Source organism: Weizmannia acidilactici, from assembly GCF_008974185.1.
Lineage (GTDB): Bacteria > Bacillota > Bacilli > Bacillales > Bacillaceae_C > Weizmannia > Weizmannia acidilactici.
Map to the genome: position 1 here is coordinate 172,866 of NZ_BKZP01000001.1, position 24,513 is coordinate 197,378.

Below are 24,513 nucleotides of genomic sequence, written 5' to 3' on the forward strand. Positions count from 1 at the left end.
GAGACAACATGAGGAAAATTATCAATAAACCGGAAGTTCTGGCGCCGGCCGGGAACTTGGAAAAACTCAAAATGGCGATCCGCTATGGTGCAGATGCTGTTTATATCGGTGGACAGGCTTACGGTTTGCGTTCAAGGGCAGGTAATTTTACTTATGATGAAATGAAAGAAGGAGTTGAATTCGCACATGCGCACGGGTCGAAAGTGTATGTGGCCGCAAATATGGTCGGCCATGAAGGCAACTTTAAAGGTGCAGGGGAATTTTTCCGTACGCTGAAGAAAATCGGAATTGACGCCGCTATCGTATCCGATCCGGGCTTTATTACGATATGCATGGAAGAAGCACCGGGCCTCGCCGTTCATTTGTCGACGCAGGCTTCCGCAACAAATTACAAAACGCTGGAATTTTGGAAACAGGAAGGTTTGGAACGGGTGGTACTTGCACGCGAAGTCAGCCTCGAAGAAATCCGCGAAATCCGTAAACATACCGATATGGAAATCGAAGCGTTTGTGCAGGGGGCAATGTGCATCTCGTATTCAGGGCGCTGTGTGCTGTCGAACCATATGGCGAACCGCGATGCAAACCGCGGCGGCTGTGCCCAATCGTGCCGGTGGAAATATGAATTATTTGAAAATATCGGTGGGGCGGGGGCAAATGAATTAACCGCTGACGGCGAGCCGTTTTCAATGAGCGCAGTGGACTTGACGATGATCCACCACGTCCCGGAATTGATTGAAGCAGGCGTTAATAGTTTTAAAATTGAAGGGAGAATGAAGTCGATCCACTACGTCTCGACCGTAACCAACGTTTACCGCGCGATAGTCGATACGTACTGCGAAGATCCGGAACAATTTGAATTTGACCCGGCGTGGGAAGAAGAAATTTGGAAAGTGGCACAACGGGAGCTGGCGACAGGTTTTTATTTCGGGGAGCCGGATGAAAATCAGCAGTTGTTCGGCCGCCCGCGCAAAATTCCGAAATATACATTTACGGCGCAGGTGCTTGATTATGACCCGGAAACCAAAATAGCCACGCTCCAGCAGCGCAACAATTTTGGCGTGGGGGAAGAAGTTGAGTTTTACGGGCCGAAATTTGTCCATTTCAAACAAACGATCCGTGAGATGTGGGATGAAGACGGAAACCGCATCGAGCGCGCCCCGAATGCAATGATGATTGTAAAAACAATCGTCGACCATCCTGTTCAGCCTTACTATTTAATGCGGACGCGCAAAACGCCGATGAGTACAGCCCGTGGATAATGGCTTGTTGTGTTAGAAGAAAAAACCATTTATACTAGTACGTATAAGCATTGCATGATTTGCCGGGCAACCGGCTTTTACATTGGCCGAACAATCGGCAAGTGTAAAAAAGAAAGGAGATTACCATGAACGAGAAACAGCGCTTAGAGCAGCAGCGAGTGAAATCAGTGGAGCCTGCGGACAAAAAATCCGAAAAGGACTACAGTAAATATTTCCAATCTGTCTATATCCCGCCAAATTTAAAAGAAGCGAGAAAACGAAGCAGGGCAGCAGTCCAATATTATAAAGATTTTCAAATCGACGAAGACTTGAAAGGCATGGGGGAAGGGTTAAAGTTTTATATCCGGACGTATGGCTGCCAAATGAACGAGCATGATACGGAAGTCATGGCCGGCATTTTTATGCAGCTCGGTTATAAACCGACTGATATGGTTGAAGATGCTGATGTGATCCTTTTGAACACATGCGCAATCCGTGAAAATGCCGAAAATAAAGTATTCGGCGAAATCGGGCACTTGAAACATTTGAAAACGGAAAAACCCGATATGCTGATCGGTGTATGCGGCTGCATGTCACAGGAAGAGTCCGTTGTCAATAAAATTTTACAGAAGCACCCGCATGTCGATATGATTTTCGGTACCCATAACATTCATCGCTTGCCGCAAATTTTAAAAGAAGCGTATATGTCGAAAGCAATGGTTGTGGAAGTGTGGTCCAAAGAAGGGGATGTCATCGAAAACCTGCCGAAAGTGCGCAAGGGCAATATCAAAGCATGGGTCAATATCATGTACGGTTGCGATAAATTCTGCACGTACTGCATCGTGCCGTATACGCGAGGCAAAGAACGTTCAAGGCGCCCGGAAGACATTATTCAGGAAGTGCGGGAACTGGCGGCGCAAGGCTATAAAGAGATCACTTTGCTCGGCCAAAACGTGAATGCGTACGGGAAAGATTTTGAAGACATCGAATACGGGCTCGGCGATTTGATGGACGATCTCCGGAAAATCGATATTCCGCGCATCCGCTTTACGACAAGCCATCCGCGCGACTTTGACGACCGCCTCATCGAAGTCTTGGCGAAAAAAGGAAATTTGATGGAACATATCCATCTCCCGGTCCAATCAGGTTCAAGCGAAATTTTGAAAATTATGGGCCGCAAATATACAAGGGAGCAATATTTGGAACTTGTCCGCAAAATCAAAGCTGCGATTCCTGACGTTTCATTATCAACCGATATTATTGTCGGCTTCCCGAATGAAACGGAAGAGCAGTTTGAAGAAACATTGTCGCTTTATAAAGAAGTCGGGTTTGAAACGGCCTATACTTTTATTTATTCCCCGCGTGAAGGCACGCCGGCAGCAAAAATGAAAGACAACATCCCGGTGGAAGTCAAAAAAGAACGGCTGCAGCGCCTGAACGAAGTGGTGAACGCATACTCTAAAGCCGCAATGGAAAAATACGAAGGCCAGACCGTTGAAGTGCTGGTTGAGGGCGAAAGTAAAAACAATCCGGATATTTTGGCCGGCTATACCCGCAAAAATAAACTGGTCAACTTCAAGGGGCCAAAATCGGCGATTGGAAAATTGGTAAAGGTCAAAATTACAAAAGCCAAAACTTGGTCGCTGGACGGGGAAATGGTCGGTGCCGCCGATGCGGTCGGAGTGGAAGCGTGATGGCGAAGTTTACGAAAAATGATATTGTTGCAAAAGCGGCGGAACTCGCGAAAATGATTGCGGAAACGGACGAAGTGGACTATTTTAAACGTGCGGAGGCGCAAATCAATGAAAATGAGAAAGTCCGCAATTTAATTGCCAGTATCAAAGCCCTGCAAAAGCAGGCCGTAAACTTGCAGCATTATGGAAAAACAGAAGCATTAAAACAGGTGGAAGAAAAAATTGATACGCTGGAAGAAAAGTTGAACGATATCCCGGTTGTCCAGGAATTTAAGCAATCCCAGGTGGATGTGAATGATCTTCTCCAGTTGGTTGCGAATACGATTTCCAATACGGTGACGGACGAAATCATTATCTCTACGGGAGGAGACCTTTTAAAAGGGCAGACCGGTTCACAGGTGAAATATTCTTCCGGCAAAATCCACTAAAAAAGCGGTGCGCGCCTTTTTCGGTGCTCACCGCTTTTTTTAACGCAGCCTCTTGGAGAACCGGCGCAGAGCGGTTGATGTAATCTATCTTTCTTTTTAAAACTTCCGGGCACCTCCCCAAAACTTCTGCATAACTTAAAAATACCTTTATATCCGGGACAGGAAAAAAGTTTGGCACACCGGCCTGGGTAAAAGCATAGGATGAATTGAAAATAATTGAGGAGGGTTCGCTCGAATGGCAGAATATAGAGAAATCATTACAAAAGCAGTTGTTGCGAAAGGGCGCAAATTTACGCAGTCCAACCATACGATATGCCCGCCGCATCATCCTTCGAGCATTTTAGGCTGCTGGATTATCAACCATAAGTACGAAGCTAAGAAAGTGGATAAAGAAGTTGAAATCCGCGGCTCTTACGATGTCAACATTTGGTATTCCCATAACGATAATACGCGGACATCGGTGATGACGGAAAAAGTTGAATACACCGATACCGTCAAATTAAATTACCGGGACCCAGATTGCCTTGACGACAAAGAAGTCATCGCAAGCGTCTTGCAGCAGCCAAATTGCATCGAAGCGGTCATTTCGCCAAACGGGAATAAAATTATTGTGAGTGTTGAAAGAGAATTCCTCGTTGAAGTGATCGGGGAAACAAAAGTTTGTGTCGCTATCCATCCGGACGGCTGCGGCGGCGATGATGAATGGGAAGAAGAATCCGGCGATGAATTTGAAGAACTGAATCCAGACTTTTTAGTGGGCAGCGAAGAAGAATAAAAGCATTCAACTAGGAGATCATCGCACTCCTAGTTTTTTCTTGTATATTCAATTTATGAAGGTACACATGCAAATATGTTATAATAAACAGTATTGAAATAAACGAAGTTGAAAGCAGGAAAGGAATTTGGTAAGAATGGCTGCGTATACCCCAATGATTCAGCAGTATTTACAAGTGAAGGCGGAATATCAGGATGCCTTTTTGTTTTTCCGCCTCGGCGATTTTTACGAAATGTTTTTCGAAGATGCCATCAAGGCTTCCCAGGAATTAGAAATTACGTTGACAAGCAGGGACGGCGGCGGCGAAGAGAGAATCCCGATGTGCGGGGTACCGTACCATTCAGCAACTGCCTATATTGAGCAACTGGTCGGAAAAGGCTATAAAGTGGCGATTTGCGAGCAAATGGAAGACCCGAAACTGGCAAAAGGGGTTATCAAACGGGAAGTGATCCAGCTGATTACCCCGGGGACGATGATGGAAGGAAAATCCCTTTCCGAGAAGGAGAATCATTATATCGCGTCTATTGCCGCCATCCCAAATGGGGGGTTTGCGCTTGCTTATATTGATTTATCGACAGGCGAGAGCCGCGCAACGGTGTTGGATGGCCCATTTGAAGAGACCTTCAATGAACTTAATTCGATCGGGGCAAAAGAAGCGGTTGTTGATCCGGATTTCCCTGAAGATTTTTGTAAATTGATGAAGAACAGCGGGAATATTACGATTTCATATGAAACGGACACAACGGAAAAGGAAGATTTTACAAAGCTTTTGGCCGGTGCGGGCACAGAAAATCTGAGGCTGTCTGTTACAAGGTTATTAAACTATTTATACCGGACACAGAAAAGAAGCCTTGACCATTTGCAGCCGGTAGAAGTGTATGAAGTCCGCCAGTATTTAAAAATCGACTATTACTCAAAGCGCAATCTTGAACTGACAGAAACAATCCGCGCACAGGGGAAGAAGGGGTCACTCCTTTGGCTGCTTGATGAAACGATGACGGCTATGGGCGCACGCCTTTTAAAGCAATGGATCGACCGCCCGCTTTTGAAACGTGAAAAAATCGAAGCGCGGCTCGCCATGGTTGAAACCTTCCTCAACCATTACTTTGAAAGGCAGGATATCCGGGAACGGCTGAAAGAAGTGTACGATTTGGAAAGGCTTGCCGGCCGGGTTGCGTTCGGCAATGTGAATGCGCGCGACCTCATTCAGCTAAAATGCTCGCTCCAGCAGGTTCCGGGTATCCGCGCGTTGATTGAAAGCTTAGGGAATGCGGAAAGCGAAAAACTTGCCTCGCTTCTTGATCCGTGCGAGGAACTGACAGATCTGCTTGAACGCGCGATTGCAGACAATCCCCCTGTCTCCGTTAAAGAAGGCGGCATGATCCGCGACGGCTACGATGAAGAGCTCGACCGTTACCGGGACGCGAGCAAAAACGGCAAGCAGTGGATTGCAAGCCTCGAACAGGAGGAGCGGGAACGGACCGGGATTAAGTCGCTGAAAGTTGGTTACAACCGTGTGTTCGGCTATTATATTGAGGTGACAAAAGCGAATCTCCACCTGCTGGAAGAAGGACGCTACGAACGTAAGCAGACGCTTGCAAACGCCGAAAGGTTTATTACCCCCGAGCTCAAAGAAAAAGAAGCGCTCATTTTGCAGGCGGAAGAAAGGATCATTGATCTTGAATACGAGCTGTTTACGGAAATTCGCGGACACGTAAAAGAGTTTATTCCGCGCCTGCAAAGCCTTGCCAAAGCGGTCAGCATGATTGATGTGCTCCAAAGTTTTGCAACCGTAAGTGAAAACCGCCATTATACGAAACCTGTTTTCCGTGAAGACGGCGTATTGAAAATCACAGACGGCCGCCACCCGGTTGTCGAAAAAGTGCTCGATTCACAAAGCTATGTGCCGAACGACTGCCTGATGGATGGCCGACGTGAAATCCTTTTGATTACTGGGCCGAATATGTCGGGGAAAAGCACATATATGCGGCAGATTGCGTTGACAGTGATCCTCGCGCAAATGGGTTGCTTTGTGCCGGCTGACGAAGCGGAACTGCCGATCTTTGACCAAATTTTTACAAGAATTGGTGCTGCGGATGATTTAATTTCCGGGCAGAGCACGTTTATGGTGGAAATGCTCGAAGCGAAAAATGCCATTGCCCACGCGACAAAAAACAGTTTGATTTTATTTGATGAAATAGGCCGCGGAACCTCTACATATGACGGTATGGCGCTTGCACAGGCCATGATCGAATATATCCATGATAAAATCGGGGCAAAAACGCTTTTCTCCACCCATTACCATGAGCTGACCGCGCTTTCCGAAGAATTGGACAAACTGCAAAATATCCATGTCAGTGCCATGGAGCAAAACGGAAGAGTCGTTTTTCTCCATAAAATCAAAGAAGGCCCGGCCGATAAAAGCTACGGGATCCATGTTGCCCAATTGGCCGGCCTACCGGATGGCGTGATCAAGCGTGCCGAGAAAATTTTGCATGAATTTGAGAACCACGACGGGGGCGAAAAGCAATTGCCTGCTCGCGAAACGGCTGCTGCCCATGAAGCGCCGGCCCAGCTGTCATTTTTTGAAGAGCCGGAAGAAATCAGGCATAAGGAGCCTGTTTTAAAGGAAAGAAAAGTGATCCAGCAAATCAAAGAACTGGATTTGCTTGAAATGACGCCGCTGCAGGCGATGAACGCCCTATATGAGATCCAGAAAAAATTAAAAAAATAGGTGGTGTTGTCCGCGATGGGGAAAATTGCCCAATTGGACGAGTGGCTTTCCAACAGGATTGCTGCCGGAGAAGTGGTGGAACGGCCAGCATCTGTTGTCAAGGAGTTGGTGGAAAACGCGATTGATGCACAAAGCACCGTGATTGAAATCGATGTGGAAGAAGCCGGCCTCCAGAAAATCCATGTCATCGACAACGGCACTGGCATTGAAGCGGATGATGTGGAGCTAGCATTTTCGCGCCATGCGACAAGTAAAATTAAAAACGAGCATGATTTATTCCGTATTCGTTCGCTTGGTTTCCGCGGTGAGGCACTGCCGAGCATTGCGTCCGTTGCTCGCGTGGAAATCGTAACGTCAACCGGTGAAGGGCCGGGCATAAAAGCCATAATAGAAGGAGGAAAATGGCTTTCTCACGAAACGGCGCCAAGCCGGAAAGGGACGGAAATGACAGTCACGGATTTATTTTTCAACACCCCGGCACGGCTAAAATATATGAAATCGATCCACACCGAGCTCGGCAATATTACCGATGTCGTCAATCGCCTGGCGCTTGCCCATCCGGAAGTGTCAATCCGCCTCCGCCATGGGGGGAAGATGCTTTTGCAGACAAATGGAAACGGCGATGTGCGCCAGGTGCTCGCTGCCATTTACGGGGTCAATATTGCAAAAAAGATGATTCCAATCCATGCGGAAACGCTTGATTTTGAACTCAACGGTTATATTGCCCTTCCGGAAATCACAAGGGCGTCGCGCAATTATATTTCTACGATGGTCAACGGCCGGTTCATAAAAAATTACCCGCTTGCCAAGGCGATTTTGGAAGGGTACCATACGCTGCTTCCGATCGGCCGTTATCCGATTGCGCTGCTTTCGGTGAGAATGGATCCGGTTCTCGTAGATGCCAATGTCCACCCTGCAAAGCTTGAAGTGCGTCTCAGCAAAGAAAAAGAGCTTTGCCAAATCATTTCGGAAACGATCAAAGCCGCATTTAAGAAGCAGGAATTGATCCCTACCGGCATGATCCGGGCAGCGGAGAAGCCAAAGCAGGAGCAGGTTTCATTCCGGCTTGACCATCTGCCGGAAAAAGAGGGGCCGAAAAATGTGGAAGCCCCCGTAAAACCAAGTTTTCCGATTTATTCGCATAAAGATGCTTTGCTGCCCGAACAAGAAATGAAAAAACTGTATATGCCGAACCCTGGACAAAGTCCGGAAACTCCTTCTCCGCTTTCAAAGCCGCCAGAGGATCCGGTTTTTCCGGAAACGGTCCGGGAAACGGATACGGCATTCGATTATAAAGAAGCAGAACAGACGATTGCCGTTGAGAATCCGGCGCCGCGCGTTCCGCCAATGTATCCGATCGGCCAGATGCACGGCACATATATTTTCGCGCAAAATGAAAACGGCCTGTACATCATTGACCAGCACGCCGCCCAGGAAAGGGTCAAATACGAATATTTCCGCGAAAAAGTGGGAGAGGTCAAAAAAGAACTGCAGGATATGCTTGTGCCACTGACGCTTGAATACTCGACGGACGAGGCGATTAAAATTCAGGAAAACCTTGATGCGCTGAAAGAAGTCGGCGTTTTTTTGGAACCGTTCGGGCATAACAGCTTTATCGTCCGTTCGCATCCGACATGGTTCCCGAAAAACGAGGAAAAAGAAGTCATTGAAGAAATGATTGAACAGGTCCTTTTGGTGAAAAAAGTGGATATCAAAAAATTGCGCGAAGAAGCGGCCATCATGATGAGCTGCAAAGGCTCGATTAAGGCAAACCGGCACTTGCGCAATGACGAAATCCAGGCGCTTCTGGACGCCCTCCGGATGTCGTCCGACCCGTTCACATGCCCGCACGGTCGCCCGATTATCATTCATTACTCGGTTTACGATCTTGAGAAGATGTTTAAGAGGGTGATGTAGTTTGAGCAAAATCCCCTTATGAAATTGGGGGAGGATATTAAATCGCACTTGACACATCGGATTAATATGCATATAATAAAACCAACATACATTTACATCGATTAACTTATCCAGAGAGGTGGAGGGATTGGCCCGATGAAACCTCAGCAACCGGCCTGCACGGCACGGTGCTAATTCCAATAAGCCTGAGGCTTTGAAGATAAGTTGAGGTGACATGCCCATTTGAAGAACCCCTCTTCTTATTTTTGAAGCGGGGTTTTATTTTTAAATAAAAGGAGCGATACAAATGGGCAATATAAAAGACAGGGAATTGGCAGCTGAAAAAAGGAGGAATGAACTGATTGACCGGCTGATTGCCTTCCATATTTATAAAAAAGGAGGGAAGCACCTGTTTGAACTCACGCTTCACGAACTTGAACAGGAATACAGGCATATCCAATCGCAGGTGCATCCCCACAGCGGCTGGGAATCGATCCATTGGAAACGGAAAAAATAAACCGGAAAGGTCATTTTAAATCCTGTTCCCTTAGGCGGTCAACCGTTCCATTTCAAAATAGGCGGCATTGAGCTGCCTGTGCGTTTCGGAAATTCCTTTTTCCTCCAAGGTATTTCCCGCGGATTTTATAATAAGAACGCGGGTTGAACCATTTATGCCCTTTTTCACAATCTCGCCTCCTTTCATTCAGCTGCCCATAGTGTTGCCGTAAAAACGGGAAATATCCGGCGGAAATGGAGACGTTTTAATCGGAGAACGAAGCATCTTTGCCTTTTTGGAGCATGTACAGCTGGTATTCATAAATGAGCTTGTCCAGGAGCTGGCTCTGGCGGATGGTTTCCGGGTGGTTAAAACCTTTTTGCACGGCAAATTGCATCATCTTTTTCCGGATTATGTTGATGTTGCGGGACAAATTAGAAGTTTTTTGGTTTGGTTTACGGTTGTTTTTTGGCATACAAACGTTCCTTTCCGGAAATATGGGGGGAAACAATTAAGCAAAAATTTTCACGGAGCGGGACAATCAGATCCGTTTTGGAGAATGTTTGCGGATTGGAAAGAGGCTATTCTTCGGATCGGCCGAGAGGAATTTCGTCATGATCGGGATGGATGACGCACCCAATCAAAAGAATATCTTCATAAATACTCTTTTTTACGCTTTCATATGGGCATTTCCGGTAATCATCCAGAAGGCGCCCCAAATCAATAATGAATAATAAGGTTTCTTCCTCTTTGACCATCTATCATAATACCTGCCTATCATTTGTGATCAACCCTTATTATATAGTATAAATGGACCAAATGTGAAGCAGAATTTTTGTATTATGGGAATTTTTACAAAAAAGTTTGGACGGCACCATTTTGGGGCACTTTTTCCAGCATAAACAGCCGCAACCCGAAAAGGCTGCTGCAGCTTGTTTAATTGGGCGGTCTTGTGGAGGTTCCTTGAATGGCCTCGTGTATGCTCCTCACTTCTTTAAATAGCGCATGCCGGTCCACTTTTAAGCTTTCGATGATTTCTTGTGGATCATTCCCGCTGCGGTGCATCTTCATGACTGTATCCAGATTTTTATGCCCCAGCTTGGCCAACGCCGATGCTAGAATAAGAAAGTGGCGGTCTTCTTCACGCCGAGCATATTTTTCAATATCTGCCCGGCTTCTTCCGTTATACTGGGCTAGATACCGGATGATGTTTTCTTTGTTTGCCGCATAAAAATGTTCTTTTGCCTCATGGTGTTCGGCCCGGATTTTTCCAACGTCCACGCCGAAGTGTGTAGCGGTTTCTTTCCATGATTTGTGTTTTTTATAGTATTGCAGGACTGCCTCCATTTTTTTGCCGCTATGTTCGGCGATGAAGGCGGCATGGTAAACCTCTTTTTTGGTGTATCCCTCCTGCAACCATTTCTGCATATTTTGAACCGGCGCCATTTGGTGATGGGTGTAAGGCTTTCCGCCGTGCTGGGCGTATGCGGAAGGTACGGCAAAAAATGCCAATATCAAAATAGCGGTCAAGCCTGTCCATGTTTGTTTTCTATTCATCTAAAAATACCCTCCTTTTTTTAATTTATGCCTGAATAGTTTTCCCTTTCCCCTGCTTTCTATGACCGCTGGAAGGAAATGAATAAAATTTATTCAGAAGGGGAAAATATATAAATGTTCTGTTTGAATGCTTTATGGTAGGATAAAGAAAGGGATGTTCCCTTTTCGGTTGCCGAGTTTCAGCAATTGGTGCGGGGAAAAATTTATCGAAATTGCATCCCGGGGCAAATTGCCCATGATTGTCGGCGGCACTGGGCTTTACATACAATCGGTTTTATATGATTATCGTTTTTCGGACATTTCCGGCGACGCTAAATACCGCAGGGAGCTGGAATTACTGGCGGAGCGGGAAGGGGCCGGGGTGCTCTACAAGATGCTGGAAGAACTCGATCCGGAAACCGCCGGCAAGATCCATCCGCACAATGTAAGAAGAGTGATCTGGGCGCTGGAAATATACCATTTTTCCGGCAAAATGATGCATGAATACCGCAAGGAGCAAAAAGAGGAGATGTTGTATGATGCCGCTTTGGTCGGCCTCACACTGGAAAGGGAAAAATTGTACGCGCGCATTAATCAACGGGTCGATAAAATGATTGAACAGGGATTAATAGCCGAAGTGGAAAAATTGCTGGCCAACATTTGCGCGGTGCCCAGTCAATCCAGGCGATCGGCTACAAAGAGCTGTATGATTATTTTGATGGGCTCATAACCCTTGATGAGGCGATAGCCCGGTTAAAACAAAATACGCGGCGTTTTGCTAAAAGGCAGCTTACCTGGTTCCGCAACAAAATGGAGATTGAATGGTTTGATATAACAAACGAGGCCGAAAAGAAAAAAAAGTTTGAAGAAATTTCCGCTTTTATAGCAGGAAAGCTACAAATAAAATCGAATAGTTTATAATGGAGAGAAAGAGGAGGAGGATGCGAGATGAACAAGGCCATCAATATTCAGGACCAGTATTTGAATCAATTGCGGAAAGACGGTACCGTTGTTACGGTCTTTTTGATGAATGGGTTCCAGCTTCGTGGCCAGGTAAAAGGATTTGATAATTTTACGGTTCTGATTGAGACGGACGGCAAGCAGCAGCTTGTTTTTAAACACGCCATTTCTACGTTCCAGCCGCAAAAAAATGTTCAGATCAATTTTGAAGAATAAATGGAAATAATTGCCCGGCGGCCGCCGGGCATTTTTAATATGCCCCGCGTACTGTTTTGCTTATTATGTGCATAAACTGGTACAGATGATTTATTTCTTGGGAAAGCGCAAAAACCGACAAAATCCCCCGTAAACCCCCAATCTCTGTTTTTGCTTCTGGATCCATACTCTTCGGGAAAAACAGGGTATACCTGGGCGGTTTTGCAAATATTTCCTGCACTTGGGCATTTGTCACACTCCCGGCCCAATTCGCGTATATTGTGTGTAGATTGCGAGGTGGCGGTTATGGATCAACCGATTCGTATGAAAAATAATGGTCAAATTAATATTGTCCTGAATGCGGGCCAAAGGGAGGCCGTGATTCCCCAGCCGAAAAAAGAAATAACCAAAAAGGATTTATCAGAGGAACACGAAATTTTAAAAGAAATCGAAGATGAGCTAGGCGCACTGGTGGGGATGGAAGAGATCAAGAAAATGGTGAAGGAAGTTTATGCCTGGATCTACATTAACAAAAAAAGGGAAGCGGCAGGGTTAAAGACGGGCAAACAGGCATTACACATGATGTTTAAAGGTAACCCCGGTACAGGGAAAACGACTGTTGCCCGTTTAATCGGGAAATTATTCCATAAAATGAATGTGCTGTCAAAGGGGCATTTGATTGAAGCAGAAAGGGCAGACCTTGTCGGGGAATATATCGGCCATACGGCGCAAAAAACGAGGGATTTGATCAAAAAGGCAATCGGCGGCATTTTATTTATAGATGAAGCCTACTCACTCGGACGCGGCGGTGAAAAGGACTTTGGCAAAGAAGCAATCGACACTCTTGTAAAACATATGGAAGACAAGCAGCATGAATTTATTTTAATTTTGGCCGGCTATTCGAATGAAATGGACTATTTTTTAAGCTTGAATCCGGGGCTCCATTCGCGGTTTCCGATCGTGTTCAATTTCCCTGACTATACGGTTGATGAATTAATGGATATCGGGAAAAGAATGCTGAAAGAAAAAGAGTATACGCTCAGCATTGATGCGGAGAGAAAGCTTCGCGACCATCTTGCTTTTGTCAAAACAACGAGCAACCCGGCCAGTTTCTCTAACGGGCGGTATGTCCGGAACGTCATTGAAAAATCGGTGCGGGCCCAGGCCATGCGGCTTTTGATGCAGGCCACATATGACCGCCATGAGTTGATGACGCTCCGCAGCAGCGACCTCGTTTTTCCGGACTGACATACCGGGCGCCACCTGCGGCTTGCTGCATGGTGCCTTTTTTGCTGTATTGGCGGTTACTGTTGATCACCATAGAAGCAGCGGGCCCGTTCGAAAGAAGGAAAGCTGCTGTCTGTTTTAAAAAGTGATACAATCTTAAGGGAGCTTATTTTTAAGGAAGAAGCAGAGACATACCAATGCAGTGGTTATGTGCTCCCGGGGCACCCGGTTTTGGGTGCGTTGGAACAATATAAAAATAGAAAGGTGTACAATATGTTTCAGTATTTAAAACACGGCGCGAAACTCCAGCCGGTTGCGGAAGAAGTCGAACGACAAATACGGCCGGTCCACGAAGCGATCGAAAGGCGGGCGGAAACAAACCAGTTCCGGGTTCTGCAAAGTTTTCAAAAGCACCGGGTCAGCGATACGCATTTTTACCCGTCAACCGGATACGGCTATGATGACATCGGCAGGGATACGCTGGAAGAAATTTATGCCGATGTATTCGGCGCGGAAGCCGGTCTTGTCCGCCCGCAGATCATTTCCGGCACGCATGCGATTACCATTGCGCTTTTCGGTATCCTCCGCCCGGGGGATGAACTGTTATACATAACAGGAAAACCTTATGATACGCTGGATGAAATTACAGGCATACGCGGCAATGGAAGCGGCTCGCTGAAAGAGTTTAACATAATATTTAATTATGTAAACTTAAAAGAAGGCGACAATGTCGATTTTGAAGCGGTGAAAAAAGCGATCAACCCGAATACAAAAATGGTCGCCATCCAGCGTTCAAAAGGATATGCAACGAGGCCGTCATTTTCCGTGGGTGAAATCGGGGAGATGGTCCGTTTTGTGAAAGAAATCAAGCCGGATGTTATCGTGTTTGTCGACAACTGTTACGGCGAATTTGTGGAAGAAAAAGAGCCATGCCATGTCGGCGCCGATCTGTTGGCCGGTTCGCTTATCAAAAACCCGGGCGGCGGGCTCGCCAAAACCGGCGGCTATATTGTCGGGAAGAAAAAGTGGGTCGATGCCTGTAGCTATCGGATGACTTCCCCCGGCATCGGCCGTGAAGCAGGTGCGTCGCTGTACAGCCTGCTGGAAATGTACCAGGGATTCTTTTTGGCGCCGCATGTCGTCGCTGAGGCGTTAAAAGGCGCGGTGTTTACTTCGGCGATGCTCGAAAAATTTGGGATGAATACCCATCCGAAATGGAATGCGCGCCGGACAGATCTCATCCAGTCTGTCGAATTCGGGGATCCGGATAAAATGGTGGCATTCTGCCAGGCTGTCCAATCCGCCTCACCGGTCAATTCGTATGTGACGCCGTATCCGAGTTATATGCCGGGTTATGAGGACGATGTAATTATGGCGGCCGGCACGTTTATCCAGGGGGCAAGCATTGAATTGTCCGCCGACGGTCCGCTCCGCCCGCCGTATACCGCTTATGTGCAGGGAGGGCTGACATATGCGCATGTCAAAATGGCCGTATTGCTGGCGTTGGACCGGATGATGGAGCACAATCTCGTCTAGCATTTTTCCAATGCCGCAGGGTTCCAGCATGTTATAATAAAAAATGACGTCATAAGAGGTGATCATATGGATGAAAGGCCGCGTTTGCTTTTAATAGACGGGATGGCGCTTCTTTTCCGCGCTTTTTATGCCACGGCGGTAACCGGTCAGTATATGGTAAATTCAAAGGGTATGCCGACAAACGGTGTGCAGGGTTTCCTGCGCCATTTGCTGCTCGCTTTTGAAAATAAAAAGCCGACGCATGTTGCGGTCTGCTGGGATATGGGGAGTAAAACATTCCGGAATGAGATGTTCGGCGGCTATAAGGCGAACCGGGAAGCGCCGCCTGTTGAGATGATTCCGCAATTTGACATTGCGAAAGAAACGGTGGAAGCTTTCGAAATACCGAATGTCGGCGTGAGCGGGTATGAAGCGGATGACTGCCTCGGTACACTTGCGAAGCGGTTCCAGGAAGACGCTGATGTATCGATCTTAACCGGCGATCGCGATATGTTGCAGTTGCTTGACGACCATATCGAAGTCCATCTTCTTCAAAAAGGGTATGGAAATTATAAAAGTTATACAAAAGACGCTTTTACCGCAGAGTATGGGGTGACGCCGCGCCAGTTTATTGATGTAAAGGCGCTGATGGGCGATATGAGCGATGGTTATCCAGGTGTAAAAGGGATCGGCGAAAAAACGGCGTTCAAACTGATTGGCCAATATGGCAGTGTTGGCGGTATTTTGGAACATCTCGGGGACCTTACGACATCGCAGCGTAAAAAAATTGAAGCAGATCTCGATATGCTGCATCTTTCCCGGAAACTTGCTGAAATCCATTGCAATGTGCCGGTGGCGTTTTCCTTGGAAGAAGCACGGTTCGGCCGGATCCCGGAAACGTTTATGCAACTGATTGATGAACTTGAACTGAAAACGGTGAAACGCCATTTGATTACCGCCGGAATGAATACGAGCTTAATTTCTTAAAAGGCAGTCCTGTGCGTATTGATGCTGGTAGCCGTAGAATTTGCCGCGTATGGATTTCGCTTATTATGAACAATATGCGGCAATAAAACTGAAGGAAAAACAGCATTCAAATCCTGAACGCTGTTTTTCCGTACAAAAAGTGCCCTTAAATTCTCGTATTCGACTTTTTTGCACGGTTTTCAAGCTGCGTTTTCGGGTCCGGAGCGAAACCCGCATCTTGCGCAATGCCCTGCGGTGTTACGGAATTTGCCGTTTTTCCGAGGTTCAGGTTATTTTTCTTTACCATCTTATCACCCCAAGCATTAGGATGCCCAACTTTTAGGGTAAGTTTTCACCACGCCGGCTAACAAAAAATGTTCGATAAATGCAATGGAGGAAAAACAGATGTCTTTAGGGGAATATCTTTTATTTTTAAAGGGTAAAGGATTTAAGTTTCAAAACGATGCCATCCATTTCATTTATTTCGGCAAACAGTACGCGAACGCGCCTGATGCGGTTGCCGAAGCGGCGGTCGAAATCACGCTGAAGGTGCAGAAAGCATTTGACGGCAGTTTTTATATTTCATTGCTTGAAACATTTAAACAGCATAAAGTGGGGACAAAAAAAGAAGCCTATGCCTGTATTGAAAGGTTCGGGCTTCTTGAAAAAATTTAACTTTTTCCTTTGCTTCCGGCAAGCAGCGCTTTTTTCGTCTTGAAAACGTTCGGCAGCTCCGCAAGCACCATGCCTGCAAAAATGAACAGGCAGCCAAATTCAGCCAAAGGGGTAAGCCGTTCGTGTACCCAAAAAAATGAAGTCAGAGCAGCGAAAACCGGTTCCATGGTTAAAATGAGCGCAACCCTTGTCGGGGAAGTATAGCGCTGGGCGGCCGTCTGGATAAAAAAGGCTGCGGCTGTCGCTAAAAATGCAGTCACAAACAACGCAAAAACGGTTTTCGGGCTGAACAGGGTACGGGGTACGAGCGCGGCTTTCCAGTTTTCGAAAAAGATGGCTCCGATCCAGCTGAATGCCGAAACCACCAGCAACTGAACGGTTGTAGCAAGCAAAGGTGATATTTGTTGGGCAAACCGGTCGGTGATGATGATATGAAAAGCAAACCCGACGGCACATATCAATACAAGCAAGTCACCCGCAGACAGCCCTGACGCATCTTTGGCAGCCAATAAATAAAGGCCGCAGCCGGCAAATACGGATCCCGCTGCTGACAAGGCCCCCGGCCGTTTTTTGAGAAAAAAAACGGATAACAGCGGAACCATCACAACGCTTAGCCCGGTTATAAAACCCGCTTTTGCCGGGGTCGTGTACAACAGGCCGACCGTTTGGAACGTATATCCGATAAACAGGCAGCATCCCAAAATGGCGCCGGCTGCAACCGATTTGCCAACACTTCCTTTTCCGCCTGCCCCTTTCCAAAAGGATACGGCGAGCAAAAACAGGCCGGCGAGCCCAAAGCGGACGGCATTAAAGATAAACGGCGGCAGCGATTGGATGGCATCTTGTACGACCACAAATGTTGATCCCCATACAAAGGCGACAAATAAAAGTGCAATTTCGGAAAATCTTTTTTTATTCAATGCTTATACCCCCTAAATGGTTTTAGCACTATGTATCATTTGGTTTTTTGTTCATTTTTGTTTATAAAGATGCAATTTTCGGCATAATTTAACTATAATCATTTATATAGGGCATGACAATAGGAATGCGCGTAAGTAATGGAGAAAGAGTGGTGATATGAATTTTTAAGAGCATTTGGCAATACAGGCCGCGTAACGGGCCGGTGCTCCTGTTTGAGTCGGAATGGGCAGACGGGGAAACGATCAAAAGCATTATTTTGGAAATTCAAAAAAACTGCAAGACAGGCGCTTTGGCCGTCCACGATGAGATAGGGAATGGATGGGCCGCAAAAGTTGAAAAAAGAAATCAAAATGAAAACGGGGAATGTCACCATCTATTTTGACGGCAGGTTTGATCAAACAACAAACCGTGCAGGGATTGGGGTTGCTGTGTATGATGAAAAATGTACCATGTGAGGGAAAAACGGATATTGGAGCTGAAACCGAACAGCGAAGCGAAATACGCGGCGCTTTATATTACTATCCGTAAAACGCATCCTGTTGCCGTAAGGGGTGACGTTCAAGGCGTGCTGATGCAATTGGTCTGGGAACTGTTATGACGAAGCTCACAACAGGTGGCTGGACAAAATTAAAGCGCTCGCTAAAAAACTTGGCATCAAGCCGGAATATGAACCGGTTCCGAGAAAACAAAAATAAAGAAGCGAATAAACTGGCGGGCCAGGCATTAAACGGCACGTTCATCCACAGTCATGTTAAATTGGAACGACCAGAGAAATTTATTTACGGGAAAAATTTTTTCGTATATACTGGGTTAGCAGAAAGGTAGGTTCAAATGGAAAGGAAACAACTGGTCCGGGAAGTGGATGAGATTTTGAATACGTATTGCAAAGGCTGTTTCATAAAATCCCATTTCAGGAAAACGCGCGGAAAAAAATATGCCCACCAGTTTTGCATCCGCCAATGCACAGTCGGTGAGCAGTTGAAAAAATACGGGGATCAATTATCGTGATCCCTTTCACAATCGAGAATGAAATAAAAGGCTGACGCGGACGGCCAGCCTTATTGCATTCTATCATTATGAGAGTTTCGTTACATTCGCAGCTTGCGGCCCGCGGTTGCCTTCAACAATATCGAAAGAAACTGCTTGGCCTTCTTCCAATGTTTTGAACCCTTCGCCTTGAATAGCGGTGAAGTGAACGAAAACGTCGTCTCCGCCTTCAACTTCGATAAAACCATAGCCTTTCTCGTTATTGAACCATTTTACTTTACCGTTTTGCATTTCTTAATCCTCCTAAATCAAAAGCACATTCGTGCCAAAAAATGTTGCATTAAACAGATGAAAAACCGCCATCAAGGTCGATGAAATCACTTGTTTAATGTTATAATAAATATACTCCAACCGGCATCTGGAGTCAAGATTTAGACAATCAAAATTATGGAAAATGGTTGTGAATTCTTAAATTTGCAAGCGGTTTAAAACTTACCGGTGGTCAAACGATTTCTTGTATATCGTCCGCGATTATAGTAAACTGATGGTATTGTATGGGAAAAGCATACAATAAATAGCAGTGAGAATGGGGGCCCGGGGATGCCGACACCTAGTATGGAAGACTACATTGAACAAATTTTTATTTTAATTGAAAGCAAAGGATATGCGCGTGTTTCCGATATTGCCGAAGCGCTTTCCGTCCATCCCTCTTCTGTGACAAAAATGGTACAGAAGCTTGATAAAGATGATTACCTTGTTTACGAAAAATACCGTGGTTTAGTCCTCACCCCAAAAGGCAAAAAAATCGGAAAGAGGCTTGTCGACCGCCACCATTTGCTTGAGCAGTTTTTGCGGATCATCGGGGTGGACGAAGACAATATATATAAAGATGTGGAAGGTATTGAACACCACTTAAGCTGGAATTCCATTGACCGCATCGGGGATTTGGTGCAGTATTTTGAGGAGGACCCGAGCAGGATTGATGCGCTGAACCGGCTGCAGGCCCAAAACGGAGATTAAGCTTCCCGGGCTGTTTTTCTGTCTATCCCGTCTGCATCCCGTACATTTGCAGGCGGGTATGGACATTATACAATGGCTGCACCAGTAACCTATGCTTTTATCAAAAACGTCGCAACCATATACTCCGCCCTGAAATTCCCTCCCTGATCCATTTTATTCCCAACTGTATTTTTCTTTTTTGCAATGCTTCAATTTTTGCGTACCAATCTGGGACGCCTCGCCCTGCCTGCTTTTCCCGGAGCAGTTCCGCGAATTCTCTGAAATCCGGCCGAAACCTTGGTGAAAACCGAACATTTCGTGTTTTTTATGGTAAAAAATTCATTTTATAGGTGCAATTGCATCAATAGCCATGTATGATAAAAAGTGTATGCTGATTTTGACAAAGTGAGGGATCTGACATTGCCAAGCCATTCAACCGGAAAGACTGACATTGAAATCGCACAGCATGCAGTGCTAAAACCCATCAAAGACGTCGCGAAAAATTTGCAGCTTGAAGAAGATGATCTTGAGTATTACGGAAAATACAAAGCAAAAATTACATACGATAAAATCAATGCGTTAAAAACAAAAAAAGACGGAAAGCTTTTTCTCGTCACGTCCATTAATCCGACACCGGCCGGCGAAGGAAAATCGACGGTGACGATCGGCCTCGGGGATGCCCTGAAAAGGCTCGGGCACAAAACGGTGATTGCTCTAAGGGAACCTTCGCTCGGTCCGGTCATGGGACTGAAAGGGGGCGCAACCGGCGGAGGCTATGCCCAGGTCGTGCCGATGGAAGATATCAATCTTCATTTTACAGGCGATTTTCATGCGCTCACGGCTGCCAATAATGCGATTTCCGCGCTGCTTGATAACCATATCCACCAGGGGAATTTTCTGCAGATTGACCCGCGCCGCGTCGTCTGGAAACGGGCTGTTGATTTAAACGACCGGGCGCTCCGCCATGTTGTTGTCGGGCTTGGCGGACCAGGCAACGGTGTTCCGCGCGAAGACGGGTTTGACATCACAGTTGCTTCTGAACTGATGGCGGTCTTATGCCTTGCGGAAGATCTGAATGACTTAAAACAGCGGATTGCCAAAATCGTGGTTGCCTATAATTACGAAAAAAAACCTGTTACCGTCGGCGACCTCGGCGTGGAAGGGGCAATTGCACTTTTATTAAAAGATGCCCTGAAACCGAATCTTGTCCAGACGATTGAACATACGCCGGCGATCGTCCACGGCGGCCCGTTTGCCAATATCGCACACGGCTGCAACAGCGTAATGGCGACAAAGACGGCATTAAAACTGGCGGACTATGTTGTGACAGAGGCAGGATTCGGTGCGGACCTCGGCGCGGAAAAATTTCTTGATATAAAGGCAAGGACAGCCGGCCTTAAACCGGACGGCGTCGTGATTGTTGCCACAATCCGTGCTTTAAAAATGCACGGCGGTGTACGCAAAGAAGAGTTGGCGGTTGAAAATACTGCTGCGCTTCAAGCCGGCCTTTTAAATCTGCAAAAACATGTGGAAACGATTGTGGCATTCGGGCTTCCGTTTGTTGTGGCGATCAACCGGTTTGCTTCAGATACAGAAGCGGAAATTGCGGTTTTAAAAAATTGGTGCAGCGAACGGGACATCCCGGTATCGCTTACGGAAGTGTGGGAAAAAGGGGGCGCTGGAGGAATCGACCTTGCAAACAAATTGCTTGAAGCCGCAAAACAACGGAACAATTTCCGTCCGATTTATCCGCTTGAGTCAACCATTGAAGAAAAAATCGAAACGATTGTCCGGAAAGTATACGGCGGAACAGGTGTGGAATTTTCAACGAAAGCGCTCAGGCAAATGGAAGATTTTAAACGCTTCGGCTGGGGGCATCTCCCGGTTTGCATCGCTAAAACGCAGTATTCTTTGTCCGATGACCCGAAAAAAACCGGGCGCCCGGTTGATTTTGCCATCCATGTCCGCGAGCTTGTGCCGAAGCTTGGCGCCGGCTTTATTGTTGCTTTAACGGGGGACGTATTGACGATGCCCGGGCTGCCGATAGAGCCGGCTGCTTACCAGATGGATGTCGATGAAAACGGCAGGGCAATCGGACTCTTTTAATGGGGGAAAAGCGATGTTTGACCCCACTGCTTTTGAAAATATGAAGACGGTTTTTGAAGGGGCGGCTTATGACCTCGATTTAAGCGGGGAAGCAGCCATTATCGGGCGGAACGATATCGTCGATTTGGCCGGGATGTCGCGGGACTATAGGATTACGCTTACGCTTCCCGCCTGGAGGGAGGCAAGCGCAACGGTCCGGCTTTTTGCACCGTTTGCACAGCTGGCGGCGGAAATTTTGGACGGGTTTTCCGGGAATGGAGCAGGTGCTTATGCCTGGATTACTTTTTCGTGGCAAAACACGAAAAAATCTGACGCCTATAAAAGCATCATCCGCTCGCTGTGGGGTGGCCGCCATTTTGAAGAAAGGTCCGTTTATTCATCATTCTCCGGCACGTCAGAAGAAGTCATCATTGATTTTAACCGGCTGATTACGGAAGATCTGATGGATGATTTGCTGGAAATGCTCCACCATGCCGTCAAAACTTTGCACCATTTGAAATTCAGCCCGTAAAAAAGCTGCACCCTGCACCGTGCAGCTTTTTTATTCGCCAGATAAAAACATGGTAAAATAAAAAGCACGAAGAAAGGAGCGCATATGCAAGGAAATTCAATTTTAATACATATTGAACAGTTTGCCCGCACTTTCCACAGCGGGGATGCTTCCGGGCACGACTGGCACCATATTGACCGCGTCCGCCGGCTCGCATTATATATTGCGGAAAAAGAAGGAAAAGGGGACCGGTTTATCATTGAAGCGGCCGCCCTTTTGCACGATATCCCTGATGAAAAAATGCATGCCGGCAAAAAAGAAGGTGAAGAAATACTGCACCGTTTTTTGGGCGGGCTTCCGCTAGTGGAGGAGACAAAAAAACATATCGCCGAGATCGTTTTTTCCATTTCTTTTAAAGGTGGAAACGAAGCGGAACTGACAAGTTTTGAAGCGATGGCTGTCCGGGATGCCGACCGCCTTGATGCGATCGGCGCCATCGGAATTGCCCGCGCATTCGCATACGGCGGGAAAAAGGGCCAGCCGCTCTATGAACCGGCTCTTCCTGTCAGAAGCGCGATGACGGTTGTAGAATACCGGAACGGGAAAACATCGTCGATCCATCATTTCTATGAAAAACTATTGCTTCTAAAAGACAGGCTCCATACCGAAACGGCCAAAAGCCTTGCGGAGGAGCGCCACCGGTTTATGAAGCAGTTTTTACAGCATTTTTATAAAGAATGGAATGTTGGACAATGAAAATGTTATCAGTCGAAGGGCTTTCAAAATCATACGGAGATAAAGTGCTGTTTGACCATCTGTCTTTCCGTATCGGGGAGCAGGAACGGATCGGCCTTGTCGGTGTCAATGGGTCGGGAAAATCGAGCCTTTTAAAAATCATTGCCGGGCATGACGATGCAGACCTCGGGGATTTGACGCGCCCGAATGATTACACGATCGGTTATTTGCCACAGGATCCCGAGCTTCAGCCCGATTTAACGGTGCTTGAACAGGTGTATCATAGCGGATCCCCTTTGATGGCGCTTTTGCAATCGTATGAAGAGGCGCTGATTGAAATGCAAAAGGATCCGGGAAATGCTGTCTTACAGGAAAAACTGTTCCGGCTGCAAAAAGAAATGGATGCTCATAGCGCTTGGGAAGCGGGCGCCAATGCGCAAGCGATCCTTTCGAAACTCGGTATCCGCGATTTTGAAAAGAAAATTTCGAGCTTATCAGGCGGTCAGAAAAAGCGGGCAGCCCTTGCCCAGGTGCTGATTGAAACGCCTGATCTGCTCATTTTGGACGAACCAACCAACCATCTCGATTATCCGGCGGTGAAGTGGCTGGAAGAGTTTATCGCGAAATACCCCTATTCCGTTTTATTTGTGACGCACGACCGGTATTTCCTGGATCGGACGGCAAACCGGATTTTCGAGCTCGACCGTGGGAAACTTTACAGCTATAGAGGAAATTATCAGGATTTTATTGAAGCTAAAGCGCGGCGGGAAGAAGAAATGCAGCTGCAGGAAGAAAAGCTGAAAAACTTATACCGTCGTGAACTCGCCTGGATAAGGCGCGGGGCAAAAGCGCGCTCGACTAAACAAAAAGCGAGGATCCAGCGCTTTGAAGAACTTGAATCGAACCTTGGTAAAGTTCCACAGCAAAATGAAGTGGATATGGCGCTTGCCGGAAGCCGGCTAGGCAAGCAGGTTTTTGAACTGAAGCATGCTTATAAAGCGTTCGAAAATGAGGCGATTCTTAAAGATTTCAATCTGCTTGTCAAACCGGGCGACCGGATCGGGATCACAGGGAAAAACGGAAGCGGAAAATCGACGCTGATGAATATTTTGGCAGGGGTGGTTCCGCTTGACAGCGGGGAACTCGTAACCGGGCAAACCGTAAAAATTGCATATTACCGGCAGGAAACGTCTGATATGGATGAAAACAAGCGGATGATTGAGTATATCCGCGAAGCCGGTGACGCGGTAACGACAAAAGACGGGGAAACGATTTCCGCTGCGCAGATGCTTGAAAAATTCCTTTTCGGCATGCACACGCACGGCACTCCGATCCGGAAGCTTTCAGGCGGCGAGAAACGCAGGCTGTATTTGCTGAAATTGTTGATGACACACCCCAATGTGCTGCTTTTGGACGAACCGACAAATGATCTGGATACCGAGACGCTGACCGTTCTTGAGGACTATTTTGAGCAGTTTCCGGGCGTTGTCATTTCCGTTTCGCATGACCGCTATTTTTTGGATAAAACGGCAGAGCAGCTGCTCATTTTTGAAAGAAGCGGAAAAATCAGCCGGTTTTTCGGTTCTTACAGCGATTACCTTGAAAGTACACTTGACGTGCAAAAACCGGAAGCAAAGCTGAAAGAGCATCCCGGCCCGCAGCCGAAAAAGGAAACAAAACGAAAAAAACTTTCGTACAAAGAACAGCGGGAATGGGAAGAACTTGACGGGAAGATTGAAGCGTGCGAGCAAAAAATTGCTGCTTTAAACGCAGAACTTGAAAAAGCGGGGTCGGACTTTGTGAAAGCGCAGGAAATGATGAAGGCGCTTGAAGCTGAAAATGAAAAGCTGGAATATTTGATTGAACGCTGGAGCTACCTGTCAGAGCTGCAGGATGGAAACATCTAATTCGTGTATCCACCGTAAATATGGTAAAATGCT

Annotated in this window: 27 protein-coding genes, 1 pseudogene and 1 riboswitch; of the genes and pseudogenes, 21 read left to right on the plus strand and 7 right to left on the minus strand. The window is 46.8% G+C overall.

Annotated elements, in window-relative coordinates; translation table 11 throughout:
• Positions 1 to 8 precede the first annotated feature (8 nt).
• The 7 genes from BpJC4_RS00845 to BpJC4_RS00875 all read left to right on the plus strand — a co-directional run bounded on the left by BpJC4_RS00845 (position 9) and on the right by BpJC4_RS00875 (position 9,282).
• Positions 9 to 1,259 carry a peptidase U32 family protein gene (locus tag BpJC4_RS00845; RefSeq protein WP_151679205.1) on the plus strand — a complete coding sequence of 417 codons (1,251 nt, stop codon included), beginning with the start codon at positions 9 to 11 and terminating at the stop codon, positions 1,257 to 1,259.
• Between the two features lie 125 nt (positions 1,260 to 1,384).
• The gene (gene miaB / locus BpJC4_RS00850) at positions 1,385 to 2,932 is read left to right on the plus strand and encodes a tRNA (N6-isopentenyl adenosine(37)-C2)-methylthiotransferase MiaB (RefSeq protein WP_151679206.1); all 1,548 of its coding nucleotides are present in this window, start codon (positions 1,385 to 1,387) and stop codon (positions 2,930 to 2,932) included.
• The gene (ricA, locus tag BpJC4_RS00855; RefSeq protein ID WP_151679207.1) at positions 2,932 to 3,360 is read left to right on the plus strand and encodes a regulatory iron-sulfur-containing complex subunit RicA; all 429 of its coding nucleotides are present in this window, start codon (positions 2,932 to 2,934) and stop codon (positions 3,358 to 3,360) included. Before miaB ends, ricA begins: the two co-directional genes overlap by 1 nt.
• 235 nt (positions 3,361 to 3,595) lie before the next feature.
• Entirely contained in the window at positions 3,596 to 4,135 is a 540-nt protein-coding gene (locus BpJC4_RS00860) for an outer spore coat protein CotE (protein WP_151679208.1), read from the plus strand.
• Positions 4,136 to 4,271: 136 nt separating this feature from the next.
• Positions 4,272 to 6,869 carry a DNA mismatch repair protein MutS gene (gene mutS / locus BpJC4_RS00865; protein WP_151679209.1) on the plus strand — a complete coding sequence of 866 codons (2,598 nt, stop codon included), beginning with the start codon at positions 4,272 to 4,274 and terminating at the stop codon, positions 6,867 to 6,869.
• A gap of 15 nt (positions 6,870 to 6,884) precedes the next feature.
• On the plus strand, positions 6,885 to 8,786 hold the full coding sequence (gene mutL, locus BpJC4_RS00870) for a DNA mismatch repair endonuclease MutL (protein ID WP_151679210.1): 1,902 nt from the start codon (positions 6,885 to 6,887) through the stop codon (positions 8,784 to 8,786).
• Positions 8,787 to 8,889: 103 nt separating this feature from the next.
• Positions 8,890 to 8,992: riboswitch (SAM riboswitch) on the plus strand.
• Between the two features lie 80 nt (positions 8,993 to 9,072).
• Positions 9,073 to 9,282: a Fur-regulated basic protein FbpA gene (locus BpJC4_RS00875; protein ID WP_151679211.1), complete on the plus strand. Its 210-nt coding sequence runs from the start codon at positions 9,073 to 9,075 to the stop codon at positions 9,280 to 9,282.
• Between the two features lie 30 nt (positions 9,283 to 9,312).
• On the opposite strand, the gene BpJC4_RS15990 is transcribed toward BpJC4_RS00875, so the two are convergent.
• The 4 genes from BpJC4_RS15990 to BpJC4_RS00885 all read right to left on the minus strand — a co-directional run bounded on the left by BpJC4_RS15990 (position 9,313) and on the right by BpJC4_RS00885 (position 10,818).
• Positions 9,313 to 9,450: a hypothetical protein gene (locus BpJC4_RS15990; RefSeq protein WP_172968264.1), complete on the minus strand. Its 138-nt coding sequence runs from the start codon at positions 9,448 to 9,450 to the stop codon at positions 9,313 to 9,315.
• A gap of 76 nt (positions 9,451 to 9,526) precedes the next feature.
• The gene (locus BpJC4_RS00880; protein WP_151679212.1) at positions 9,527 to 9,736 is read right to left on the minus strand and encodes an aspartyl-phosphate phosphatase Spo0E family protein; all 210 of its coding nucleotides are present in this window, start codon (positions 9,734 to 9,736) and stop codon (positions 9,527 to 9,529) included.
• A 106-nt stretch (positions 9,737 to 9,842) separates the two neighbouring features.
• Positions 9,843 to 10,019, minus strand: coding sequence for a hypothetical protein (locus BpJC4_RS15995; RefSeq protein WP_172968339.1), 177 nt, complete (start codon positions 10,017 to 10,019; stop codon positions 9,843 to 9,845).
• Between the two features lie 178 nt (positions 10,020 to 10,197).
• Complete coding sequence (locus BpJC4_RS00885) at positions 10,198 to 10,818, minus strand: hypothetical protein (protein ID WP_151679213.1); 621 nt, start codon at positions 10,816 to 10,818, stop codon at positions 10,198 to 10,200.
• Positions 10,819 to 10,962: 144 nt separating this feature from the next.
• Between BpJC4_RS00885 and miaA the strand changes: the two are divergent.
• The 5 genes and pseudogenes from miaA to BpJC4_RS00910 all read left to right on the plus strand — a co-directional run.
• Positions 10,963 to 11,718: pseudogene (miaA, locus tag BpJC4_RS00890) on the plus strand (tRNA (adenosine(37)-N6)-dimethylallyltransferase MiaA); the annotation flags it as partial.
• A gap of 27 nt (positions 11,719 to 11,745) precedes the next feature.
• Complete coding sequence (hfq, locus tag BpJC4_RS00895; protein ID WP_151679214.1) at positions 11,746 to 11,973, plus strand: RNA chaperone Hfq; 228 nt, start codon at positions 11,746 to 11,748, stop codon at positions 11,971 to 11,973.
• A gap of 285 nt (positions 11,974 to 12,258) precedes the next feature.
• The gene (spoVK, locus tag BpJC4_RS00900) at positions 12,259 to 13,200 is read left to right on the plus strand and encodes a stage V sporulation protein K (RefSeq protein ID WP_151697423.1); all 942 of its coding nucleotides are present in this window, start codon (positions 12,259 to 12,261) and stop codon (positions 13,198 to 13,200) included.
• A 252-nt stretch (positions 13,201 to 13,452) separates the two neighbouring features.
• On the plus strand, positions 13,453 to 14,715 hold the full coding sequence (locus BpJC4_RS00905; protein ID WP_151679216.1) for a methionine gamma-lyase family protein: 1,263 nt from the start codon (positions 13,453 to 13,455) through the stop codon (positions 14,713 to 14,715).
• Between the two features lie 66 nt (positions 14,716 to 14,781).
• Positions 14,782 to 15,681, plus strand: a complete 900-nt coding sequence (locus tag BpJC4_RS00910; protein WP_151679217.1) for a 5'-3' exonuclease — start codon at positions 14,782 to 14,784, stop codon at positions 15,679 to 15,681.
• A 145-nt stretch (positions 15,682 to 15,826) separates the two neighbouring features.
• On the opposite strand, the gene sspL is transcribed toward BpJC4_RS00910, so the two are convergent.
• Positions 15,827 to 15,967 carry a small, acid-soluble spore protein L gene (sspL, locus tag BpJC4_RS00915; protein WP_151679218.1) on the minus strand — a complete coding sequence of 47 codons (141 nt, stop codon included), beginning with the start codon at positions 15,965 to 15,967 and terminating at the stop codon, positions 15,827 to 15,829.
• Positions 15,968 to 16,065: 98 nt separating this feature from the next.
• On the opposite strand from sspL, the gene BpJC4_RS00920 reads away from it, so the two are divergent.
• Complete coding sequence (locus BpJC4_RS00920) at positions 16,066 to 16,335, plus strand: DUF6123 family protein (RefSeq protein WP_151679219.1); 270 nt, start codon at positions 16,066 to 16,068, stop codon at positions 16,333 to 16,335.
• On the opposite strand, the gene BpJC4_RS00925 is transcribed toward BpJC4_RS00920, so the two are convergent.
• Positions 16,332 to 17,255 (minus strand): DMT family transporter, encoded by a 924-nt coding sequence (locus tag BpJC4_RS00925; RefSeq protein WP_151679220.1) that lies wholly within the window; start codon positions 17,253 to 17,255, stop codon positions 16,332 to 16,334. The two genes, BpJC4_RS00920 and BpJC4_RS00925, sit on opposite strands and share 4 nt — an antisense overlap.
• Before the next feature lie 315 nt (positions 17,256 to 17,570).
• Here BpJC4_RS00925 and BpJC4_RS16000 point away from each other — a divergent pair, with 315 nt between their 5' ends.
• The 3 genes from BpJC4_RS16000 (at position 17,571) to BpJC4_RS00930 (ending at position 18,264) form a co-directional block, all read left to right on the plus strand.
• The gene (locus BpJC4_RS16000) at positions 17,571 to 17,711 is read left to right on the plus strand and encodes a hypothetical protein (RefSeq protein ID WP_172967562.1); all 141 of its coding nucleotides are present in this window, start codon (positions 17,571 to 17,573) and stop codon (positions 17,709 to 17,711) included.
• A 14-nt stretch (positions 17,712 to 17,725) separates the two neighbouring features.
• On the plus strand, positions 17,726 to 17,854 hold the full coding sequence (locus BpJC4_RS16800; protein ID WP_259370066.1) for a hypothetical protein: 129 nt from the start codon (positions 17,726 to 17,728) through the stop codon (positions 17,852 to 17,854).
• A 233-nt stretch (positions 17,855 to 18,087) separates the two neighbouring features.
• Positions 18,088 to 18,264 (plus strand): zinc-finger domain-containing protein, encoded by a 177-nt coding sequence (locus BpJC4_RS00930; RefSeq protein ID WP_151679221.1) that lies wholly within the window; start codon positions 18,088 to 18,090, stop codon positions 18,262 to 18,264.
• A 66-nt stretch (positions 18,265 to 18,330) separates the two neighbouring features.
• Here BpJC4_RS00930 and cspD read toward each other — a convergent pair whose 3' ends face one another.
• Positions 18,331 to 18,534: a cold-shock protein CspD gene (gene cspD / locus BpJC4_RS00935; protein WP_013859190.1), complete on the minus strand. Its 204-nt coding sequence runs from the start codon at positions 18,532 to 18,534 to the stop codon at positions 18,331 to 18,333.
• 309 nt (positions 18,535 to 18,843) lie between these two features.
• On the opposite strand from cspD, the gene mntR reads away from it, so the two are divergent.
• The 5 genes from mntR to BpJC4_RS00960 all read left to right on the plus strand — a co-directional run bounded on the left by mntR (position 18,844) and on the right by BpJC4_RS00960 (position 24,480).
• On the plus strand, positions 18,844 to 19,263 hold the full coding sequence (mntR, locus tag BpJC4_RS00940; RefSeq protein ID WP_151679222.1) for a transcriptional regulator MntR: 420 nt from the start codon (positions 18,844 to 18,846) through the stop codon (positions 19,261 to 19,263).
• A gap of 399 nt (positions 19,264 to 19,662) precedes the next feature.
• On the plus strand, positions 19,663 to 21,348 hold the full coding sequence (locus BpJC4_RS00945; protein ID WP_151697424.1) for a formate--tetrahydrofolate ligase: 1,686 nt from the start codon (positions 19,663 to 19,665) through the stop codon (positions 21,346 to 21,348).
• A gap of 13 nt (positions 21,349 to 21,361) precedes the next feature.
• Positions 21,362 to 21,859, plus strand: coding sequence for a hypothetical protein (locus BpJC4_RS00950; RefSeq protein ID WP_151697425.1), 498 nt, complete (start codon positions 21,362 to 21,364; stop codon positions 21,857 to 21,859).
• Between the two features lie 84 nt (positions 21,860 to 21,943).
• Entirely contained in the window at positions 21,944 to 22,594 is a 651-nt protein-coding gene (locus tag BpJC4_RS00955) for an HD domain-containing protein (RefSeq protein ID WP_151679225.1), read from the plus strand.
• Complete coding sequence (locus BpJC4_RS00960; RefSeq protein WP_151679226.1) at positions 22,591 to 24,480, plus strand: ABC-F family ATP-binding cassette domain-containing protein; 1,890 nt, start codon at positions 22,591 to 22,593, stop codon at positions 24,478 to 24,480. Before BpJC4_RS00955 ends, BpJC4_RS00960 begins: the two co-directional genes overlap by 4 nt.
• Positions 24,481 to 24,513 lie beyond the last annotated feature (33 nt).

Bases quoted from the DNA above. Each gene is read 5' to 3' on its own strand.
- BpJC4_RS00905 (WP_151679216.1), top strand. From the start codon at position 13,453: ATGTTTCAGTATTTAAAACACGGCGCGAAACTCCAGCCGGTTGCGGAA.
- BpJC4_RS00860 (WP_151679208.1), top strand. From the start codon at position 3,596: ATGGCAGAATATAGAGAAATCATTACAAAAGCAGTTGTTGCGAAAGGG.
- spoVK (WP_151697423.1), top strand. From the start codon at position 12,259: ATGGATCAACCGATTCGTATGAAAAATAATGGTCAAATTAATATTGTC.
- BpJC4_RS00885 (WP_151679213.1), bottom strand. From the start codon at position 10,818: ATGAATAGAAAACAAACATGGACAGGCTTGACCGCTATTTTGATATTG.
- cspD (WP_013859190.1), bottom strand. From the start codon at position 18,534: ATGCAAAACGGTAAAGTAAAATGGTTCAATAACGAGAAAGGCTATGGT.
- mntR (WP_151679222.1), top strand. From the start codon at position 18,844: ATGCCGACACCTAGTATGGAAGACTACATTGAACAAATTTTTATTTTA.
- ricA (WP_151679207.1), top strand. From the start codon at position 2,932: ATGGCGAAGTTTACGAAAAATGATATTGTTGCAAAAGCGGCGGAACTC.
- BpJC4_RS00880 (WP_151679212.1), bottom strand. From the start codon at position 9,736: ATGCCAAAAAACAACCGTAAACCAAACCAAAAAACTTCTAATTTGTCC.
- BpJC4_RS16000 (WP_172967562.1), top strand. From the start codon at position 17,571: ATGGATGGGCCGCAAAAGTTGAAAAAAGAAATCAAAATGAAAACGGGG.
- BpJC4_RS00955 (WP_151679225.1), top strand. From the start codon at position 21,944: ATGCAAGGAAATTCAATTTTAATACATATTGAACAGTTTGCCCGCACT.
- BpJC4_RS00950 (WP_151697425.1), top strand. From the start codon at position 21,362: ATGTTTGACCCCACTGCTTTTGAAAATATGAAGACGGTTTTTGAAGGG.
- mutL (WP_151679210.1), top strand. From the start codon at position 6,885: ATGGGGAAAATTGCCCAATTGGACGAGTGGCTTTCCAACAGGATTGCT.
- BpJC4_RS00960 (WP_151679226.1), top strand. From the start codon at position 22,591: ATGAAAATGTTATCAGTCGAAGGGCTTTCAAAATCATACGGAGATAAA.
- BpJC4_RS00875 (WP_151679211.1), top strand. From the start codon at position 9,073: ATGGGCAATATAAAAGACAGGGAATTGGCAGCTGAAAAAAGGAGGAAT.
- BpJC4_RS00910 (WP_151679217.1), top strand. From the start codon at position 14,782: ATGGATGAAAGGCCGCGTTTGCTTTTAATAGACGGGATGGCGCTTCTT.
- miaB (WP_151679206.1), top strand. From the start codon at position 1,385: ATGAACGAGAAACAGCGCTTAGAGCAGCAGCGAGTGAAATCAGTGGAG.
- hfq (WP_151679214.1), top strand. From the start codon at position 11,746: ATGAACAAGGCCATCAATATTCAGGACCAGTATTTGAATCAATTGCGG.
- BpJC4_RS00920 (WP_151679219.1), top strand. From the start codon at position 16,066: ATGTCTTTAGGGGAATATCTTTTATTTTTAAAGGGTAAAGGATTTAAG.
- BpJC4_RS15995 (WP_172968339.1), bottom strand. From the start codon at position 10,019: ATGGTCAAAGAGGAAGAAACCTTATTATTCATTATTGATTTGGGGCGC.
- BpJC4_RS00930 (WP_151679221.1), top strand. From the start codon at position 18,088: ATGGAAAGGAAACAACTGGTCCGGGAAGTGGATGAGATTTTGAATACG.
- mutS (WP_151679209.1), top strand. From the start codon at position 4,272: ATGGCTGCGTATACCCCAATGATTCAGCAGTATTTACAAGTGAAGGCG.
- BpJC4_RS00845 (WP_151679205.1), top strand. From the start codon at position 9: ATGAGGAAAATTATCAATAAACCGGAAGTTCTGGCGCCGGCCGGGAAC.
- sspL (WP_151679218.1), bottom strand. From the start codon at position 15,967: ATGGTAAAGAAAAATAACCTGAACCTCGGAAAAACGGCAAATTCCGTA.